The sequence below is a fragment of the Campylobacter sp. CFSAN093227 genome (genome assembly GCF_012897855.1).
GTDB classification, from domain to species: domain Bacteria; phylum Campylobacterota; class Campylobacteria; order Campylobacterales; family Campylobacteraceae; genus Campylobacter_D; species Campylobacter_D jejuni.
In genome coordinates this window covers 637,089-654,338 of sequence record NZ_CP040610.1, presented here as the reverse complement: position 1 = coordinate 654,338, position 17,250 = coordinate 637,089, and the positions used below count along the sequence as shown (strand labels likewise).

The 17,250-nt window shown below is 30.6% G+C and carries 17 protein-coding genes; 6 read left to right on the top strand and 11 right to left on the bottom strand.

Going from position 1 to position 17,250, the window contains the following annotated elements:
• Positions 1-5: 5 nt before the first annotated feature.
• From FBF06_RS03530 to FBF06_RS03505, 6 genes are all read right to left on the bottom strand, one after another.
• On the bottom strand, positions 6-833 hold the full coding sequence (locus FBF06_RS03530) for a septal ring lytic transglycosylase RlpA family protein (protein WP_002852227.1): 828 nt from the start codon (positions 831-833) through the stop codon (positions 6-8).
• On the bottom strand, positions 793-1,911 hold the full coding sequence (locus tag FBF06_RS03525) for a lytic transglycosylase domain-containing protein (protein ID WP_002874294.1): 1,119 nt from the start codon (positions 1,909-1,911) through the stop codon (positions 793-795). The genes FBF06_RS03530 and FBF06_RS03525 overlap by 41 nt, the downstream gene beginning before the upstream one ends.
• Positions 1,911-2,726: a TatD family hydrolase gene (locus FBF06_RS03520; protein WP_002904511.1), complete on the bottom strand. Its 816-nt coding sequence runs from the start codon at positions 2,724-2,726 to the stop codon at positions 1,911-1,913. The genes FBF06_RS03525 and FBF06_RS03520 overlap by 1 nt, the downstream gene beginning before the upstream one ends.
• Positions 2,717-3,961 (bottom strand): bile resistance response regulator CbrR, encoded by a 1,245-nt coding sequence (gene cbrR, locus FBF06_RS03515; RefSeq protein ID WP_032584147.1) that lies wholly within the window; start codon positions 3,959-3,961, stop codon positions 2,717-2,719. Before cbrR ends, FBF06_RS03520 begins: the two co-directional genes overlap by 10 nt.
• A 105-nt stretch (positions 3,962-4,066) precedes the next feature.
• Positions 4,067-5,590, bottom strand: a complete 1,524-nt coding sequence (locus tag FBF06_RS03510; RefSeq protein WP_002871805.1) for a DNA repair protein RecN — start codon at positions 5,588-5,590, stop codon at positions 4,067-4,069.
• Complete coding sequence (locus tag FBF06_RS03505) at positions 5,590-6,450, bottom strand: NAD(+) kinase (protein ID WP_002858573.1); 861 nt, start codon at positions 6,448-6,450, stop codon at positions 5,590-5,592. Before FBF06_RS03505 ends, FBF06_RS03510 begins: the two co-directional genes overlap by 1 nt.
• A gap of 90 nt (positions 6,451-6,540) precedes the next feature.
• On the opposite strand from FBF06_RS03505, the gene aspS reads away from it, so the two are divergent.
• The 4 genes from aspS to msrA are packed head-to-tail and all read left to right on the top strand — an operon-like array spanning position 6,541 to position 9,934.
• Positions 6,541-8,292 carry an aspartate--tRNA ligase gene (gene aspS / locus FBF06_RS03500; protein WP_100620190.1) on the top strand — a complete coding sequence of 584 codons (1,752 nt, stop codon included), beginning with the start codon at positions 6,541-6,543 and terminating at the stop codon, positions 8,290-8,292.
• A complete protein-coding gene (locus tag FBF06_RS03495) occupies positions 8,289-8,867 on the top strand; it encodes an adenylate kinase (protein ID WP_168977540.1) in 579 nt (192 codons plus the stop codon). Before aspS ends, FBF06_RS03495 begins: the two co-directional genes overlap by 4 nt.
• A gap of 9 nt (positions 8,868-8,876) precedes the next feature.
• On the top strand, positions 8,877-9,395 hold the full coding sequence (ppa, locus tag FBF06_RS03490) for an inorganic diphosphatase (protein WP_002867724.1): 519 nt from the start codon (positions 8,877-8,879) through the stop codon (positions 9,393-9,395).
• A gap of 41 nt (positions 9,396-9,436) precedes the next feature.
• Positions 9,437-9,934: a peptide-methionine (S)-S-oxide reductase MsrA gene (gene msrA, locus FBF06_RS03485; protein WP_002852283.1), complete on the top strand. Its 498-nt coding sequence runs from the start codon at positions 9,437-9,439 to the stop codon at positions 9,932-9,934.
• A 174-nt stretch (positions 9,935-10,108) separates the two neighbouring features.
• On the opposite strand, the gene FBF06_RS03480 is transcribed toward msrA, so the two are convergent.
• From FBF06_RS03480 to ilvC, 5 genes are read right to left on the bottom strand one after another with little or no spacing between them, the layout of a single operon-like run.
• The gene (locus FBF06_RS03480; protein WP_002866496.1) at positions 10,109-10,948 is read right to left on the bottom strand and encodes an RsmB/NOP family class I SAM-dependent RNA methyltransferase; all 840 of its coding nucleotides are present in this window, start codon (positions 10,946-10,948) and stop codon (positions 10,109-10,111) included.
• Between the two features lie 28 nt (positions 10,949-10,976).
• Positions 10,977-11,360, bottom strand: a complete 384-nt coding sequence (gene ruvX, locus FBF06_RS03475; protein ID WP_002852281.1) for a Holliday junction resolvase RuvX — start codon at positions 11,358-11,360, stop codon at positions 10,977-10,979.
• On the bottom strand, positions 11,357-12,130 hold the full coding sequence (locus tag FBF06_RS03470) for a DNA-processing protein DprA (protein WP_002859984.1): 774 nt from the start codon (positions 12,128-12,130) through the stop codon (positions 11,357-11,359). Before FBF06_RS03470 ends, ruvX begins: the two co-directional genes overlap by 4 nt.
• Positions 12,120-13,202 (bottom strand): divergent polysaccharide deacetylase family protein, encoded by a 1,083-nt coding sequence (locus tag FBF06_RS03465; RefSeq protein ID WP_002859983.1) that lies wholly within the window; start codon positions 13,200-13,202, stop codon positions 12,120-12,122. Before FBF06_RS03465 ends, FBF06_RS03470 begins: the two co-directional genes overlap by 11 nt.
• Positions 13,203-13,205: 3 nt before the next feature.
• Positions 13,206-14,228: a ketol-acid reductoisomerase gene (gene ilvC, locus FBF06_RS03460; protein WP_002858483.1), complete on the bottom strand. Its 1,023-nt coding sequence runs from the start codon at positions 14,226-14,228 to the stop codon at positions 13,206-13,208.
• 118 nt (positions 14,229-14,346) lie between these two features.
• Between ilvC and FBF06_RS03455 the strand changes: the two genes are divergently transcribed.
• Positions 14,347-16,281 (top strand): ribonuclease R family protein, encoded by a 1,935-nt coding sequence (locus FBF06_RS03455; protein ID WP_100620187.1) that lies wholly within the window; start codon positions 14,347-14,349, stop codon positions 16,279-16,281.
• Complete coding sequence (gene holA, locus FBF06_RS03450) at positions 16,274-17,239, top strand: DNA polymerase III subunit delta (RefSeq protein ID WP_002934607.1); 966 nt, start codon at positions 16,274-16,276, stop codon at positions 17,237-17,239. Before FBF06_RS03455 ends, holA begins: the two co-directional genes overlap by 8 nt.
• Positions 17,240-17,250 lie beyond the last annotated feature (11 nt).

Genomic DNA, 17,250 nt, shown 5'->3' with positions numbered 1-17,250 from the left:
AATTTTTACTCTCTTACAACAAATGCACCTGCAAATGCACCACTTGCAGCAAAATCCCTTGCTTCATCTTCACTTCTAAAGCCTGTTAAGAAAACGCGATTTAAGCCATCTACTGAGCTTGTGCGTATAGTAGAGCTATAAGTTCTATAAGTTTTATATCTTGCTGCTATCGTTTGTGCTCCAGCTGGGTTTTTAAAGGCTCCAATTTGAACCATGAAATTTCCACCTTCATAAATTTGTCCATTATTTGCAATCTCTCCACTATTTCCATAGTTTACATTAGAATGTACAATATTATTACCCGAATTACTTGATCCAAACCCTATAACCTCAAGCCTTACTGGAGCTGTTCCTGAAGCAATCATATCAATTTGACTAGCAGCTCCTTTTGATAAATCTATAATACGATTATTTACAAAAGGACCTCTATCATTCACACGAACGGTAACTTGACGATTGTTATTTAGATTGGTTACTTTTAAGATGGTATTCATAGGTAAAGTTTTATGAGCCGCGGTTAAAGCATTTTGATTATAGGTTTCGCCATTAGAGGTTTTCTTGCCGTGAAAGCCTGGCCCATACCAACTCGCAATACCATCAGCAGTTTCGCCTACTGCTACAACAGTAGGATAATAAGTTTTACCGTTGATAGTATAAGGCTTCATCGTTCCTTTAGTCCCTGAAGAACTAGGACTGCTTTTAAAATCATTTGAAGGATAATACACTTGAGCATTATCCAAGCTAGAAAAAAAACTAGTGCCTAAACAACCACTAAAAAATAAAGCCCCTAGACTAACGGCTGACAACTTTAGTGTAATTGTTTTTATTTGCATTTTTATTCTCCTTGATTGGTATAATTAATTTTTGATTAATGCTAAGATGATTTTTTGCTATTTTATTGAATTCTCGAATTTCATCAACACTTATATTATAATTTTTTGCTATTTTATATAAAGAGTCACCAGACTTAACGGTATAAGTTCTTGTCATAGGTATAGTTGTATCAACCTTTGCAAGTTTTTCTGCTTTAAAATTTTTATCAAAAAATGCTACTTTATTAAGTGGTATATACATATAATACCCTTTACCAGGAGGCGTAAAATTATGTTTAAATTGTGGATTATATTTCTTAAAAGTTACAAGATCCATATTTAAATTTTTAGCTATTTCTTTTAAAGATGCAGAAGAAGGCACATCAACTTTTGCAAATTCATTGCTTAAAGCATAATTCATTAAAGACGCATCTTTATCTAGTAAAAAATCCCTATCATTAGCTAAAAAAGCAAGCGTTAAAATCTTTCTTATAAAATTTCTAGTTTCTAAAGAAAGATATTTCTTATCAGGGTTCAATAAAACACTTAAATCATCACTTCCTGCTTGCTTGATAGCTTGTCTTAGCTTGCCATTTCCGCAATTATAAGCTAAAAGTGCCAAATACCATTTGCCAAATTCTTCTTTTAACTCTTTTAAATAATTTGTAGCGGCATAAGTTGACTTGACTGGATCACGCCTTTCATCAACATAAGCATCGATTCTTAAACCCAAATTTCTAGCTGTTGGTTGCATAAATTGCCAAACCCCTACAGCCTTGGCATTAGAAACACTATGAGTTTTCAAGCCTGATTCAACCATAGCTAGATACAAAATCTCATCAGGAACTTCCTGCTGGGCTAAAATTTTTCTTATCATAGGAGTAACTTTTGAAAAATTTTGCATACTATCTATTAAAGTTTGAGCATGTTTTGATTTTATATCTTGTTGAGTTTGCACAAAAATCAAATCACTGATAAAACTTGGATTAATATCTAAATTTCTTAAAACATTCATTTGTCTTTCATAAAATTCAGGAGTATTAATTTGTGCAAAAAGAAAATTAAAACATATTAAAAAACACAATAAAATTTTTTTCATTAATAACCTTTAAAAAATAATTTTTCAGAATTGTTAAAACAAATTTCTAGAAGTTCTTTTCTTGATAAATCCAATACTTCACACATTTTGTTTGCTACAAATTGAGTTAACAAAGGTTCATTTCTTTTACCGCGATAAGGCTCTGGAGTAAGATATGGAGCATCAGTTTCAAGTAGTAGTCTATCTTTTGGAATTTTAGGTAAAATTTCAACTAATTTCTTAGCATTTTTAAAAGTTAAAACTCCCCCAATACCAAAATAAAATCCATCTTCAAAAAGAGTTAGTAAATGTTCGCTTGCATTAAAGCAGTGTAAAACTCCTCCTACAAGATCCTTAGAATACCCATGTAAAATCTCATAAGTATCATGATTTGCTTCTCTTGAGTGAATGATAACAGGTTTTTTAAATTCAATAGCAAGTTCAAGCTGTGCGATAAAAATCTTTTTTTGATTTTCTTTTTCTTTTTGAATTTCTTCAGCAAGATCACTTTTAAAACGGAAATAATCAAGCCCACATTCACCTACAGCTACACACTTTTCATCGCATAAATACTGCCTTAAAATTTTCTCATCATAATTATCAATTTCATAAGGATGCACCCCTGCTGCAAAAAAAATATTTTTATATTTATGAGCAATTGTAGCTGCATAAGGCAAGTCTTTTATATCAGCACCAGGTATGATGATTTTCTCTATACCATTTTTAAAAGCACGATTTAAAGTTTCATCTAAATCATCTTTAAATGCTTCACTGTCTAGATGGCAATGCGTATCAACAATCCTTAAACCATCTTGAAAATCAAGATTTAAGAACATACTTCAACTCTATCCTTGCCATTATCTTTTGCTTGAGACAATATTTTACTTGCTTTATCAACCAAAGAATCAATCTTATCTCCACTTTTTCCAAAAACCACGCCTATAGAAGCTGTAAAAAAGACTTCATCTAAATTAACTAAAACACCAGCCTTTTTTATATTTACTCGTATACGAGAAAAGATTTTAATCGCTCTTTCTTGGGATATATTTTTAAGCAAAATACAAATTTTTTCTGCACTATATCTACCTACAAGATCTCTTCCTTTAGTTTCATTGACTATTTCATTGGCGCAGATTTTAATTACTTCATCACCAACTTCACGGCCGTATTCATCGTTAATCATTTGAAGATTATCTATATCTAAAAAAGCAAAAGCAAATTCCTCGTCTTTTGTTGCTATTTCGTTAAAATAATCATCTATTCCATCGATTAAAGCATTATAATTTTTAACCCCAGATACAGGATCTAAAACATTATAAGTGCTTAAAAATTTTTTATCATCCATGTAAGATAAACAACGATCTAAGCGACAATTAAAACTTTCCTTGCTTAAAGGCTTAAACAAATACTCATTAACTCCATTTTTAAAAGAATTCGCTTCAAATGAATCATTATGATCCCCCAAAAGAATCACACCTAATTCATCATCACTAAAACGTTCTCTTACTTGAGTCAAAAGCTCAAAACCGCTAATTACTGGCATATTGACATCTGCTATAATAAGCTTAACATCATTATTATCATTTAAATAACTCATTGCTTCTTCACCATGAGCCGCAGCTAAAACATTAAATTGTCTTTGAGTAAGTATTTTTTTAATTTCATTACGTTCAGGTAGCTTGCTCATAGCTACAATCACTTTAGTTTTTGCATATTGATTAAGTTTTACAATAGAACTAATAATCTCATCAATGCAAGTTTCACTTTCTTTAAAAATATAATCTAATATATCTTTATCCATAAATTTTTCTTTAGTAGCCTTATCACCGCTAGCCGTAAGAACAATAGCAGGAATTTTCTTTTCTATAACATAATCCACAACTTCACCATTTGGGGCATCTGGCAAGCATAAATCCACAAAAGCTAAAAAATAATCATTATTCATTAACTCCTTAGCTTCAGCAAAACCAAAAGCAATATCTACCTCATAATCTAAAGTCATTTGAATTTTTTTAGCCAAAAGTTTGCCGAGCATTTTATTGTCATCAATAATTAAAATTTTCTTATTCATAGTGTGTAAAATACCTTTATATCTAAAATTTTTTATTATATTTGTTTCAAAAGAAAGGAAATTTTTATAGTTATATATTTTAACATAGCAAAATAAAAAATCCGCTTAATTCTTAAATAAGGTCTTAGCAAATTCGATCGCTTCATCACTAACAAGCTCTCCACTTACCATCCTAGCAAGTTCTTTAATTCTTTCTTCTTGATCAAGCTTTTTTACCTTACTTTCTTCACCATTTTTTTCAACTAAAAAATGATTATGTGCCTTAGAGGAAAGTTGAGGCAAATGAGAAATAGCAAAAATTTGATAAAACTTAGAAAGTTCCTCTAAAACCTTAGCTATACTCATAGCCTCTTTTCCGCTTAAATTTGCATCAATTTCATCTAAAAATAATATCCCTTTGCCTGCATTTAAAATATTACATTCTGTGGCTATAAAAGCAAGTCTTAAGCGATTTAATTCACCCGAACTTAAATTTTTTAAATGAGCTAAATTAATATCTAGCATTATCTCATCTTTGCCTAAAATTGAAATTTTTTCATTTTCTTTAAGCGTCAAACTTGCATCTTTCATATAAAGATCTTTAAGATAATTATTTAAACATTTTTCTAATTTTTTAAGGTTTTTCTTTCTTGTTTGAGTTAAAATTTGTGCTTTTTCTTCTAATTTTTGTTTTAATTCTTGAAATTTTTTTTCAAGTTCTTTTTTTTCAAAACTTAAATTTTCATAATGCTCTAGCTCATATTTTTTTTGTTTTAAAACTTCTAAAGCATTTTCTATGCTTTCATAACGCTTGATAAGATAGGATAAATTTTCAATGCGATCTAAAAGCGCCTCCACATCAAAATCCAAATCTTCCATTTTTTGATTTTCGCAAATCACACGCAATTCATTTAAACATTCACTAAAAAAACTCGCATCAACTTCGCTTAAATTTAAAGCTTCAATAACAACTTTTTCAAGCTCAAAAATACGCTCTGCCTTACTCCAAGCTTCTTCTAATTTATCTTTTTTAGAAAGCTTTTTTTTAAGTATTAAAAGCTCTTCATACTCACCTATTTTAGGATTAATGCTTGAAATTTTTTCAATTTGTGCTCTAGCTAGTTCTTTTAATTCTTCTACTTTTTTTTCTTCTTCTAAAATTGCATTAAGCTCATTAGAAATTTGACTATAAGCATTAAAATCTTTTTTAAAATCTTCTAAAAAGGAAACAAAATTTGTATTTTCTTGCATCTCCAAGGCATCTAAGAGATTTAAAAATTTTTCATTTCCAAATTCGTTATTTTCCTTTGCGCTTAAATACTTAATAAAAGTTTTACTTAAATTTTGCAAACTTTTTTTCGCTATGCTTTGATTGTTAATAAAATATTTTGTGTTTTTTTCTTTTAAGAGCTTAAAAACATTCTCCTCTTCACTTTCTATACCAAAACTTTCTAAATCCAACTTATCATCTACTTCTATTTCGACAATTTTAGCCTCACTTTCACTCAAAGAAAATGCGGATAAAATTCCTTTAAACAAGACCGATTTTCCAGCTCCGCTTAGGCCTGTAAAAACCGTAAGCCCTTTAGAAATTTCAAGCTCAGCCTTTTTAAAACCAAGATTTTCTTTCATAAAAATTCTATTTATCATCAATTTCCCCAGTGTAATTTTTCTTTTAAAATTTGAAAATAATCCCTATTTTTTGGGTGAATTAAAGCCACATTTTTATCACTTAAACCCACTTTTATACTTTTAAAATCATTCATTTTATAATTTTCTTGCCCATCAATGCAAAGCATGCAATCCTTTGCCATAATCTCTATTTCAAAACCTTTTGGCAAGACAATAGGGCGTTGTGTTAAAGAATGAGAACAAACAGGAGTTAAGATAAAAGCTTGAGCTAAAGTATAAACTATGGGTCCATTTGCACTTAAATTATAAGCTGTTGAACCCGCAGGAGTTGCAACAATAAGCCCATCTCCAAAATATTCATTAAATTTCTTTTCTTTTCTAAAAACTTCTATATGAGCCATAGAAGCTTGATTGTTTTTACTGATAACCACATCATTAAAAGCCAATTTTTCTAAAATTTTTCCTTGCCTATCTTCTAAAAAAATACTTAACAAATAAGGCTTTTCTATTCTAAATTCTCCTTGAAAAAAAGCTTGAAAAAAATTTTCAGCTTCATCAACTTTAAAATCTGTTAAAAAACCTAAATGTCCAGCATGAATTCCTAAAACTGCTTTATCATATTCACAAGCTTTACGGCATAAAGAAATCAAAGTTCCATCTCCACCTAAAGAAATAACAAAATCGGATATTTTAAACAAATCATCCAATCCATACTTTGGCAAATCTAAAATTTCAGAACTTTCTTTAAGCAATACAAGTTCAACTTTATATATAGATAAAATCGATTGAAGTTTTAAAATTTCCTTATCTAAACTCACATTGGGTCGCGTAACAAGTCCAATTTTTTTAATATTTTTATAATCTATTTTATTTTGCATAAAAAATTATATCAAATCTTAGCAAAGCAAAAGAATAAAAATACTATAATTTTGCTCATTATCTTAAAAAATCTTTTTCAAGGAATAAATTTGCGAAGTCATTATAATACAGACTTGGGAATTTCCCATGTTGGTCAAAGCGTTAAACTTTGCGGTTGGGTAAATAGCTACCGCGATCATGGTGGAGTTATTTTTATAGATTTAAGAGATAGAAGCGGTATTATCCAACTTGTTTGCGATCCAAATGATAGTAAAGAAGCTCATGAAATCGCTTCCAATGCAAGAAATGAATTTGTACTTATTACAGAAGGTACTATTCGTCCGCGTGGCGAAGGACTTGTAAATCCTAAGTTAAAAACAGGAGAAATCGAAGTAGTTGTTTCTAAACTTACCATAGAAAATGAAAGTGCTGTACCTCCTTTTGCTATCGCTGATGAAAGCGTAAATGAAGAATTACGCTTAAAATATCGCTTTTTAGATTTAAGAAATCCTAAACTTTATGAAAATTTTGCCTTGCGTTCTAAAGCTTGTATAGCAGCTAGAAATTCTTTGGCAAATATGGGATTTTTAGAAGTTGAAACCCCTATTCTTACCAAAGCTACTCCCGAAGGCGCAAGAGATTATCTCGTGCCTTCTCGTGTGCATCAGGGTGAATTTTATGCTCTTCCACAAAGCCCTCAGCTTTTCAAACAACTTTTAATGTGTAGCGGTTTTGATCGTTATTTTCAAATTGCAAAATGTTTTAGAGATGAAGATTTAAGAGCTGATCGCCAACCTGAATTCACACAAATTGATGTTGAAATGAGCTTTTGCGAACAAAAAGATGTGATCGAGGTAGCTGAAACTTTTTTAAAAGATATTTTCAAAGCTTGCGGCAAAGAAATTCAAACCCCTTTTAGACAAATGCAATACAAAGACGCTATGGAAAATTATGGCTCTGATAAGCCGGATTTAAGATTTGATCTTAAATTTATTGATGTGATTGATATTTTCACTAAGTCAAATAATGAAATTTTTGCAAATATTGCCAAAGATACAAAGAAAAATCGCATCAAAGCCATACGCGTTCCAAAAGGCGATACTATTTTTTCAAAAAGACAAATGCAAAGATTTGAAGAATTTGTGCGTAAATTTGGCGCCCAAGGCTTAGCTTTCATACAAGTTAAAAAAGATGGGCTTAAAGGTCCACTTTGTAAATTCTTTAGCGAAGAAGATTTAAATGAGCTAAGCAAACGCTGTGAGCTTGAAGTAGGAGATGTGGTATTTTTCGGTGCAGGAGTTAAAAAAACCGTGCTTGATTATATGGGAAGATTTAGAATTTTCTTAGCCAACGAGTTAAAACTTATAGATCCAAATGCCTTGGAATTCTTATGGGTTGTTGATTTTCCTATGTTTGAGCAAAATGATGACGGAAGTTATTCTGCGATGCACCATCCTTTTACCATGCCAAAAAATATTGATGAGACTGATTTAGAAGAAATTTCATCTATTGCTTATGATGTAGTGTTAAATGGCGTTGAGCTAGGTGGAGGTAGTATAAGAATCCATAAAAATGATATTCAACAAAAAGTATTTAAACTTTTAAATATCGATGAAGAACAACAAAAAGAAAAATTTGGCTTCTTGCTTGATGCTTTAAGTTTTGGTGCTCCACCACATGGAGGTATCGCTATAGGACTTGATAGACTCATCATGCTAGTTACAGGAGCAAACAACATAAGAGAGGTTATAGCCTTTCCAAAAACCCAAAGAGCGCAATGCTTAATGACAGATGCACCATCGCCTGCTAGCAATGAAGCAATGAGAGAATTAGGAATCAAATTAAGGGAGAATATAAAATGAAAGAATTGTTTTTAATCATAGGTGCACCAGGTAGTGGAAAAACTACCGATGCTAGTTTAATCGCACAAGCAGATGCGACAAATATTACACACTATTCAACAGGAGATCTTTTAAGAGCTGAAGTAGCAAGTGGGAGCGAGCTTGGAAAAACTATAGATAGTTTTATCTCCAAAGGCAATCTTGTTCCTTTAGATGTTGTTATAAATACTATAGTTTGTGCTCTAAAAGCTGCTCCAACTAAAACTATCTTCATCGATGGCTATCCAAGAAGCGTAGAGCAAATGATGGAATTTGATAAGGTTTTAAGTGAGCAAAATGAAATTTGTCTTAAAGGCGTCATAGAAGTAAGAGTAAGCGAAGAAGTTGCCAAAGAAAGAGTTTTAGGCAGAAATCGCGGCGCAGATGATAATGAAGAAGTGTTTTACAATAGAATGAAAGTTTATACAGAACCTTTAAATGAAATTTTAGATTTTTATCAAAAGAAAAAACTTCATTTTATTATCGATGGAGAGCGCGCTATCGAACCTATCGTTGCAGACATGAAAGAACTGATTAAAAAAATTCAAAGTATATAAGGAGAAAAAATGAATTTAAACAAAATCAAAATCGGAGATATTCCAAATAAAATCAATGCCGTAATTGAAATTCCATATGGCTCAAATATAAAATACGAAATCGATAAAGATAGCGGTGCTATCATGGTAGATCGCGTTATGGCTAGCGCGATGTTTTACCCAGCAAACTATGGTTTTATTGCTAATACTTTGGCTGATGATGGTGATCCTGTAGATATTTTAGTGCTTAATGAATATCCTATCCAAGCTGGAGCTGTGATTCCTTGTCGCTTAATCGGTGTTTTAATCATGGAAGATGAAAGTGGAATGGACGAAAAACTTCTTGCAGTTCCAAATTCAAAAATAGATGCGAGATATGATAATATAAAAACTTATACAGACTTACCACAGGCAACTTTGAATAAAATCAAAAACTTCTTTGAAACTTATAAAATTTTAGAACCAAATAAATGGGTTAAAGTGCAAGACTTCAAAGATGAAAAAGCCGCAATTGAAATTTTAGAAAAAGCAATCAAAAACTATAAATAATCTTAGCCCTTTCAAAGGGCTAAGATTAAGGAAAACTCGCAATGAAAAATATCATTTTAGGTGGTGGTTGTTTTTGGTGTATTGAAGCCGTATTTGAACGTCTAAAAGGTGTAATCAATACTGAAGTTGGATATAGCGGAGGAAAACCAAATCCTAGCTATGAAAGCGTGTGTAATGGTGATGGTAACATAGAAGTTGTCAAAATAAATTACGATGAAAAACAAATCTCTCTTCTTGAAATCCTAATACTCTTTTTTAAAATTCATGATCCAACAAGTATAGATAAACAAGGTGAAGATATTGGCATACAATATCGCTCAATAATATTTTACGAAAATGAAGAAGATAAAATTTTAGCTCAAAATTTCATTGAAGAACAGCAAAAAATATTTAGTAAAAAAATAGTTACTAAAATTTCAAGATTGCAAACTTACTATAAAGCTGAAAACTATCATCAACATTATTTTATAAATAATCCCGATCAAGGATATTGTCAAGCTGTAATAGCTCCAAAACTGCAAAAAATACAATCAGACTAATTTCATCTTTTTAAGGTTAAAAAAATTCAACTTTATTCACAGCCTTTTCACGCTGTGATTTTCTTTTCAAAGTACTTAAAAATAGAACTTTAAGCTTTAAAATAAAGAAAAAATTATTTATTGTTTTTTAAGTTTTTTTATGAATTTGTATTTAAATGTGAATAATTTTATTAATTAACATAATTTCCTAAGTTTAGCTATGAAAAATCCATCATAGTCTAAGCTTGGTAAAATCCGTCTGCATTTTGAAATTTCAGCAAATTCTTCACTTTGCCCTGCTTTAGCCTCAACATTTTCCAAATCAATATCTAAAAGCTCTAATTTAAACTCACTTTTTAAAGCATTCTCTATCACTTCTTCATTTTCTTCTTTGGTAAAGGTGCAAGTACTATATACAAGCTCTCCACCTATTTTTAATGCCTTTAAAGCAGAATGTAGAAGTTTTTTTTGAGTTTTTGCAATATTTTTGATTTCTTTATAACTTTTTTCCAAATCAAAACCTATTTTAGCAAAAGTCGAACAAGGTGCATCAAGTAAGATTTTATCAAATTTTAAAGGACATAAATTGCCTATATTTTTACCATCTTTCATAAAAACTTTAGCATTCACGCCGTAATTTTTAAGATTTTTTTGCAAAATAAAAAATCTATCCCTACTCATCTCATTGCAAGCTAAATAACCTGTATTTTGCATAAAATTTGCAAGATTGATACTTTTACCACCCGGAGCTGCACACATATCAAGAACCCTTTGCCCTGCTTTGACTTCTAAATTTAAAGCACACAAATAAGAAGAATAATTTTGTATATAAAAGTGCGCCTCATTAAAAGCTTTCATAGAACTTAAGATAGCCTTATCTTTGGCATCAAACAAATAACAATAAGCATTGATCTTTTTAAATTTTAATTTTTGTTTTAAAAATTCTTTTTCTAATTCTTCAATGCTAATTTTTAAAGTATTTGCAAATACACAAACATTTTTTTCTTGAGTAAAAGAAGATAAAATATTTTGCATTTCATCTTTGGTATAAAGTTTTTCTATTCTAGAGAGCAAAATAATCCTTTATCATGATAAAAGCGGATAAGGAGTCTAATTTACCATCTTTTTTGCGTGTATTGGCTACGCCGTATCCTAAAGCTTCTTTGCTTGTTCCGCTTTCATCTACAAAGCAAATTTCTTTATCAAATTCAAGCAAAGAAACAAAATGCTTAATGCGTCTTGTCATTTCTTCTTCACTTGATCCACCCTTAGGAATGCCTACAATGAGTAAAGAAATCTCATGTATTTTAAGTAAATTTTTGATTTCATTAGCGGCTTGATTGCGATTTTTTCTTAAAACTGCATCTAAAGGCAAAGCGATCTTTTTATCTATGCAAAGCGCTACACCTATGCGTTTTAAACCTACATCTAAAGCCAAAGCTCTCATGCTAAAACCCTTATAAAAAGCCCTTCTATGGAAATTTTTCCCTCAAGTTCATATTCATAAACTTTTTGTCCATAAATTTTTAAAGCCTCATCAACACTCACACCTTTTTTACAAAACTCTAAAAACTCATCTTGATTTATATCTATACTTGCAAACTCACTTACAAATTCTTTAAAATCACAAATTAACTTTGCTTTATTTTCCTTTAAAAGAAAATTAGTTCCTGTGCTTTCTTCTAGTCTTTGTGGTAAAACATATAAAGGTTTATTGAGTTCTAAAGCAAGTTTTGCACTCTGCATAGAACCACTTTTTATATCTGCTTGTGCAACCACAACGGCCTTACTTAAAGCAATAACCAAACGATTTCTTAGTAAAAAATCATAATTTTTTGGCAAATAATCATCTTCGTATTCACTTAAAGCTAAAGCATTTTCATAAATTTGTTTAATGATTTTTTCATTAGTTCTTGGATAAATTTGATCTAAACCATTGGCAAAAATACCTATAGTATTTGGCATAGCTGCCATACTTGCGGTGATATCCACACCCAAAGCACCGCCACTTACCACGCAAAGATGAGCATTTTTAAGCATACTCGCTAAGGAAAAAACACAATTTTTCGTATAAACACTCATACGCCTTGAACCTATAATAGCGATTTTATCTTGTTTTAATAAAGATAAATTTCCTTTATAGTGTAATTTTTTAGGAGGCTTTTTTAAATCTTGAAAAAGCTCTAAAAATTCATCAGGCAAAATTTCACTTGCCATAAATTTCACTCAAATACACAAGATCAACGCTTTTTAACAAATCTTTACTTTGCTCTAAAGCTTTAAAAGTATTTTTTCTAGGATGTCCTATGGCTATAACAAAACCTTTTTTTTGTGTAAGTTTTACCGCACTTTCAAGTTGTTTTTTAACATAATTAACATCATCTTCATTATCCAAAAACACATCTCTTTGTATATAAGGAACATTTAACTCTTTGGCTATTTTATTTGCTTTAGAATTTCCTATAGTTTTAGAATCTACAAAAAATATATTTTGATTTTTTAAAACCTCATAAAGCTTTCTCATAGCTTCTTCATTGCTTGTAAATAAACTTCCCGTGTGATTATTGATGTATCTTAAATCCTTAAAATCTTTTTTAATTTGCTTGATTTTTTTAAAAATTCTTTCTTTGCTATCATTTGGATTTAAAGTATCAAGCTCAGGTTTATTGTAATTAATCGCTGCTAAAGGTAAATGCACCATATAAAAATCAAATTTTAAAGCAAGTTTTGGCGTTTCACTATGGTTTTTATCTGGCGGAAAAAAAGAAGGATTTAACTTTAAATTTAAAGCTTTTAAACCTCTAACCTGACTTGCATTTGCCATATCATCGATAATAATAGCAAGTTTTGGTTTTTTAGAAATTTTATTTAAATGAATATCTTCATTAAAAGTTAAATTTTGATCTTGGGTTAAATTTGTATCTTTTAGAATAAAATTTTGTTCTAAACTCTGATTTTGCTCTAAACTTAAATTCTGCTCCACACTGCTTAAATTTTGCTCATTTAAACTTGTGTTTAAATCATCAATTTCTTGAATTTTTTGCTCTAAAATACTTACAGATTTATTATTATCAAACTCATTCTCTTGAAAAATACCAATTTCATAATGATCTTTATTTAATGAAATTAAATCTTCTTGCTTATCAATAAAATAATCCGGCTTAACAGAAGAAACATCTTGGGAATTTTGATATTTTACTAAAATTCCCAAAGCTAAAGCTATGCAAAGTAAAAAAAGTATAGCTATGATTAAATAACGCTGAATTTGAACTAATTTTTTCTTTGACAATGTTTAGTTCTTATCTTTATCTACTAATTTTTTAGCACTGATCCAAGGCATCATAGCACGCAAATTGCGTCCTGTTTTTTCTATCAAAGAATCATTCATATTTTTGCGTTCTGCATGCATTCTAGCAAAACCTGCACGGCGTTCTAAGATAAAATCTTTTGCAAAAACACCATTTTGTATATCTTTTAAAACACCTTTCATCGCTTTTTTAGTCTCTTCAGTGATAATCTTTGGCCCTGTGATGTAATCGCCGTATTCTGCAGTATTTGAAATAGAATAACGCATATCTGCAATACCACCTTGATAAATCAAATCCACAATGAGTTTCATTTCATGCAAACACTCAAAATAAGCCATTTCAGGTTCATAACCTGCTTCAACCAAAGTTTCAAAACCTGCTTGAATCAAAGCACTAAGTCCACCACAAAGCACAGCTTGCTCACCAAAAAGATCTGTTTCTGTTTCGGCTTTAAAGGTTGTTTCTATAATACCTGTACGTCCACCCCCGATCGCACTTGCATAACTTAAGGCTAAATTTTTAGCATTTTTGCTTTCATCTTGATGGATAGCTATTAAACAAGGAGTGCCACCACCTAGAGTAAATTCATTTCTTACTGTATGACCTGGTGCTTTAGGTGCTATCATGATAACATCTACACCTTTTGGAACAACAATTTGACCATAATGGATATTAAAACCGTGTGCAAAAGCTATAGCCTTGCCTTCACTTAAATTTGGTTTTATTTCGACATTAAAAATATCTGCTTGAATTTCATCAGGAGCTAAAATCATAATCACATCCGCTATCTTAGAAGCCTCACTCACACTCACCACTTCAAAACCAGCATTTTTTGCTTTAACAGCACTTACACTACCTTCACGAAGTCCGATAGTTACATTTACGCCATTATCTCTTAAATTCATCGCATGAGCGTGCCCTTGAGAGCCAAAGCCTATAATTGCTACTTTTTTTGATTTGATTAAATTTAAATCACAATCTTTATCATAATATACTGTAATAGCCATATTCACTCCTTAAAAATTCAAAAATTAAAGGTATTATTATAGCAATTAAAGTATAAATTTCATATTTTTTTTATAAACTTTATGTAAGAATTTTACAAAAAATCATAAAGTATCAAAAGTGAAAGAATTTTTAAACAGTCTTAGTTATGGCATTAGCTCTCACGAAGTAAACAATGAATTTAAACAAATTTTAAGAGAACTTTTAACCAATCATATCATCAAAGAACACAAAAACAAATACTATCTTAACAATGGTTTTGCCTTTGGAGTACTTGATATTTCGAGTAAAGGCACAGGTTTTTTACAATGCTTTGATGAAAGTTTCAAAAAAGATCTTTTGATAGAAAACAAAAACCTAAAAGGCGCAAACTATAAAGATATAGTCGCAGTAAAACTTCTACCTTTAAAGAAAAAACGCCCCAGTGCAAAGGTGATTTTGGTTCTAAAAAGAGCCAATGAAACCTCTTTAGTGATCACCAAAAGGTATGGCGAAGCCGTGCTTGGAATGAATATCAAAACAGGATTAAGCACCACCTTAAAAGCTTCTCAAAAATCCTTAAAAGCACTACCTTTAGGGACAATTTTAAAAATAGAAAATGAAAATAACAATATCATAGAAGTTTTAGGGCATATCCATGATGAAAGCGTAGATGAAAAAATCTCCCTAGCTCTTTTTAATAAAAATAACGAATTTAGCGACGCTTGTATCAAAGAAGCTCTAGCAAACGGTGATAGTGTTGATGCGAGTATGTATAAAAATCGCATGGATTTAAGAGCCTTGCCTTTTTGCACCATAGATCCTATACATGCAAAAGATTTTGATGATGCGATTTATTTTGACACCCAAAAACGAGAAATTTATGTAGCTATTGCTGATGTTAGCGAATATGTTTATGCTTATAGCGCTATAGATAAAGAAGCAAGAAATCGTGGATTTTCTATTTATTTTCCACATATTGCTATACCTATGCTACCGCATCCTTTAAGTGAAAATATCTGTTCTTTAAAACCTCATTTAGATCGCTTAGCGTATTGTTTTAAAATCGCACTCGATCATGAAAATAAGGTCATAAAAGAAGAACTTTTTGAAGGTATTATCAACTCAAAACGCCGTTTTAATTACGATGAAGTTGATGAAATTTTGATACAAAAACCTGATTTAAAAGAGCTTTCATGGCTTTATGAGCTTTTTGAAATCACAAAAAATTTACGCAAAATGCGTCTTAAAAATGCCTTTGAATTTCGCACCGAAGAATTAAGAATGAATCTAGATAAAAACTTAAGTCTAAAAAGCACAGTTTTTGAAAAAGACACGCCTTCGCATAATTTGATCGAAGATTGTATGCTTTTAGCCAATAAAGCCGCAGCAAAACTCATAGATATAGGTGTTTTTAGAAATCACTTAAGTGCTGATGCAAGAAAAATCGATAAGCTTTTAAATGAATTACGCGAACTAGGCATCGATGTAAATTTTAAACCCAATCTTCCTGAACTCATACGCGACATACAAGCTTTATCCGATGAGTTAAATTTAAGAGCAGAAGTAGATAAACTCATCATCAAAGCACAAAAAAAAGCGGAATATTCTAGCGTAAATGCGGGGCATTTTGGCTTAGGTTTTGATAAATACTCACATTTTACAAGCCCTATAAGAAGGTATTCTGATCTTATTTTGCACAGACTTTTAAAAGCCAAGCAAAAAAACGATGAAAAACTTTTTAATTATCTACTTTTAAACATAGAAAGCACTTGCGAGAATCTTAGCACACTTGAAAGAGAGGCGGATAAGGTTGCTTTTGATTTTATGGATAGAAAATTTGCTAGATGGGCAGCTAAAAATATAGGCAAAAAATTTAAAGCTTTAGTTGTGCAAAATGATGGACTTTGCATAGCTAAACTAGATGATGAAATCAAAGGAGCAGATATAATCCTTTATGATACGCGTGTAAATTTGCTAGAAAGTGTTGAGGTGCAAATCATAGAAGCGGATATAGTTATGGCAAAAATTTATGCTAAAATCACCCAAAGACTTATAAAGGAAGAAAATGTATAGAAAAGAGCTTCAAATCTTACTTTCTAAAGATTCAATACCTAATTTTTTCTTTCTTTATGGAGCAGATAATTTTCAAAGCGAACTTTATGCTGAATTTATAAAAGAAAAATATAAGCCCGATGAAACTTTAAAACTTTTTTTTGAAGAATACAACTTCACTCGTGCGAGTGATTTTTTAAGCGCAGGATCGCTTTTTAGCGAAAAAAAATTACTAGAAATCAAAACTTCTAAAAAAATTCCAACAAAAGATCTTAAAATTTTAGTCGAACTTTGCAAAAACAATACGAACAATTTCTTTCTTTTAGAGCTTTATGATGAAAATTCTAAACAAAGCGATATAGAAAAAATTTTCTCTCCTCATTTTGTAAGATTTTTCAAAGCTAACGGAGCTAAAGAAGGCGTGGAACTTTTAAGCATAAAAGCAAAACAACTAGGGGTTGAAATCACTCAAAATGCTTTATTTACTCTTTTTACAAGTTTTGATGAAAACTTATATCTTGCTGCGAGTGAGCTTAATAAATTTAGTGGTTTAAGAGTAGATGAAAAAACCATAGAACAATACTGCTATAGTTTGAATACAGGAAGTTTTGAAAGCTTTTTTGAGAAAATTTTAAAAAAACAAGACTTTAAAAGCGAACTTGAAAAAATTTTAGATAATTTTAATGAAATTGCTTTAATCAACTCTTTGTATAATTCTTTTTATCGTTTGTTTAAAATCGCACTTTATGCTAAAGTCAATGGTAAAATTGACTTTAAAGATCTTTTAGGCTATACTCCACCTCCTCAAGTGGGACAAAATTTAAGCTCTCAAGCCTTTAATTTAAAAATCGAACAATATAAAGAAATTTTCACTCTTTTGCTTAAATGCGAATACGAGCTTAAAACCAATTCTAAGCTCGTAAAAAAAGAATTTTTGATTTCAAATTTGCTTAAACTTGCAAGAATTTTGAAAAGCTAGATTTATATACT

Coding starts and splice junctions, on each gene's coding strand:
- FBF06_RS03505 (WP_002858573.1), bottom strand. CDS start 6,450: ATGCAAAATAAAATAGATTATAAAAATATTAAAAAAATTGGACTTGTT.
- ruvX (WP_002852281.1), bottom strand. CDS start 11,360: ATGAGAGCTTTGGCTTTAGATGTAGGTTTAAAACGCATAGGTGTAGCG.
- FBF06_RS03510 (WP_002871805.1), bottom strand. CDS start 5,590: ATGATAAATAGAATTTTTATGAAAGAAAATCTTGGTTTTAAAAAGGCT.
- ilvC (WP_002858483.1), bottom strand. CDS start 14,228: ATGGCTATTACAGTATATTATGATAAAGATTGTGATTTAAATTTAATC.
- FBF06_RS03520 (WP_002904511.1), bottom strand. CDS start 2,726: ATGTTCTTAAATCTTGATTTTCAAGATGGTTTAAGGATTGTTGATACG.
- FBF06_RS03530 (WP_002852227.1), bottom strand. CDS start 833: ATGCAAATAAAAACAATTACACTAAAGTTGTCAGCCGTTAGTCTAGGG.
- FBF06_RS03470 (WP_002859984.1), bottom strand. CDS start 12,130: ATGGCAAGTGAAATTTTGCCTGATGAATTTTTAGAGCTTTTTCAAGAT.
- msrA (WP_002852283.1), top strand. CDS start 9,437: ATGAAAAATATCATTTTAGGTGGTGGTTGTTTTTGGTGTATTGAAGCC.
- FBF06_RS03525 (WP_002874294.1), bottom strand. CDS start 1,911: ATGAAAAAAATTTTATTGTGTTTTTTAATATGTTTTAATTTTCTTTTT.
- cbrR (WP_032584147.1), bottom strand. CDS start 3,961: ATGAATAAGAAAATTTTAATTATTGATGACAATAAAATGCTCGGCAAA.
- FBF06_RS03480 (WP_002866496.1), bottom strand. CDS start 10,948: ATGCAAAATATTTTATCTTCTTTTACTCAAGAAAAAAATGTTTGTGTA.
- FBF06_RS03495 (WP_168977540.1), top strand. CDS start 8,289: ATGAAAGAATTGTTTTTAATCATAGGTGCACCAGGTAGTGGAAAAACT.
- holA (WP_002934607.1), top strand. CDS start 16,274: ATGTATAGAAAAGAGCTTCAAATCTTACTTTCTAAAGATTCAATACCT.
- ppa (WP_002867724.1), top strand. CDS start 8,877: ATGAATTTAAACAAAATCAAAATCGGAGATATTCCAAATAAAATCAAT.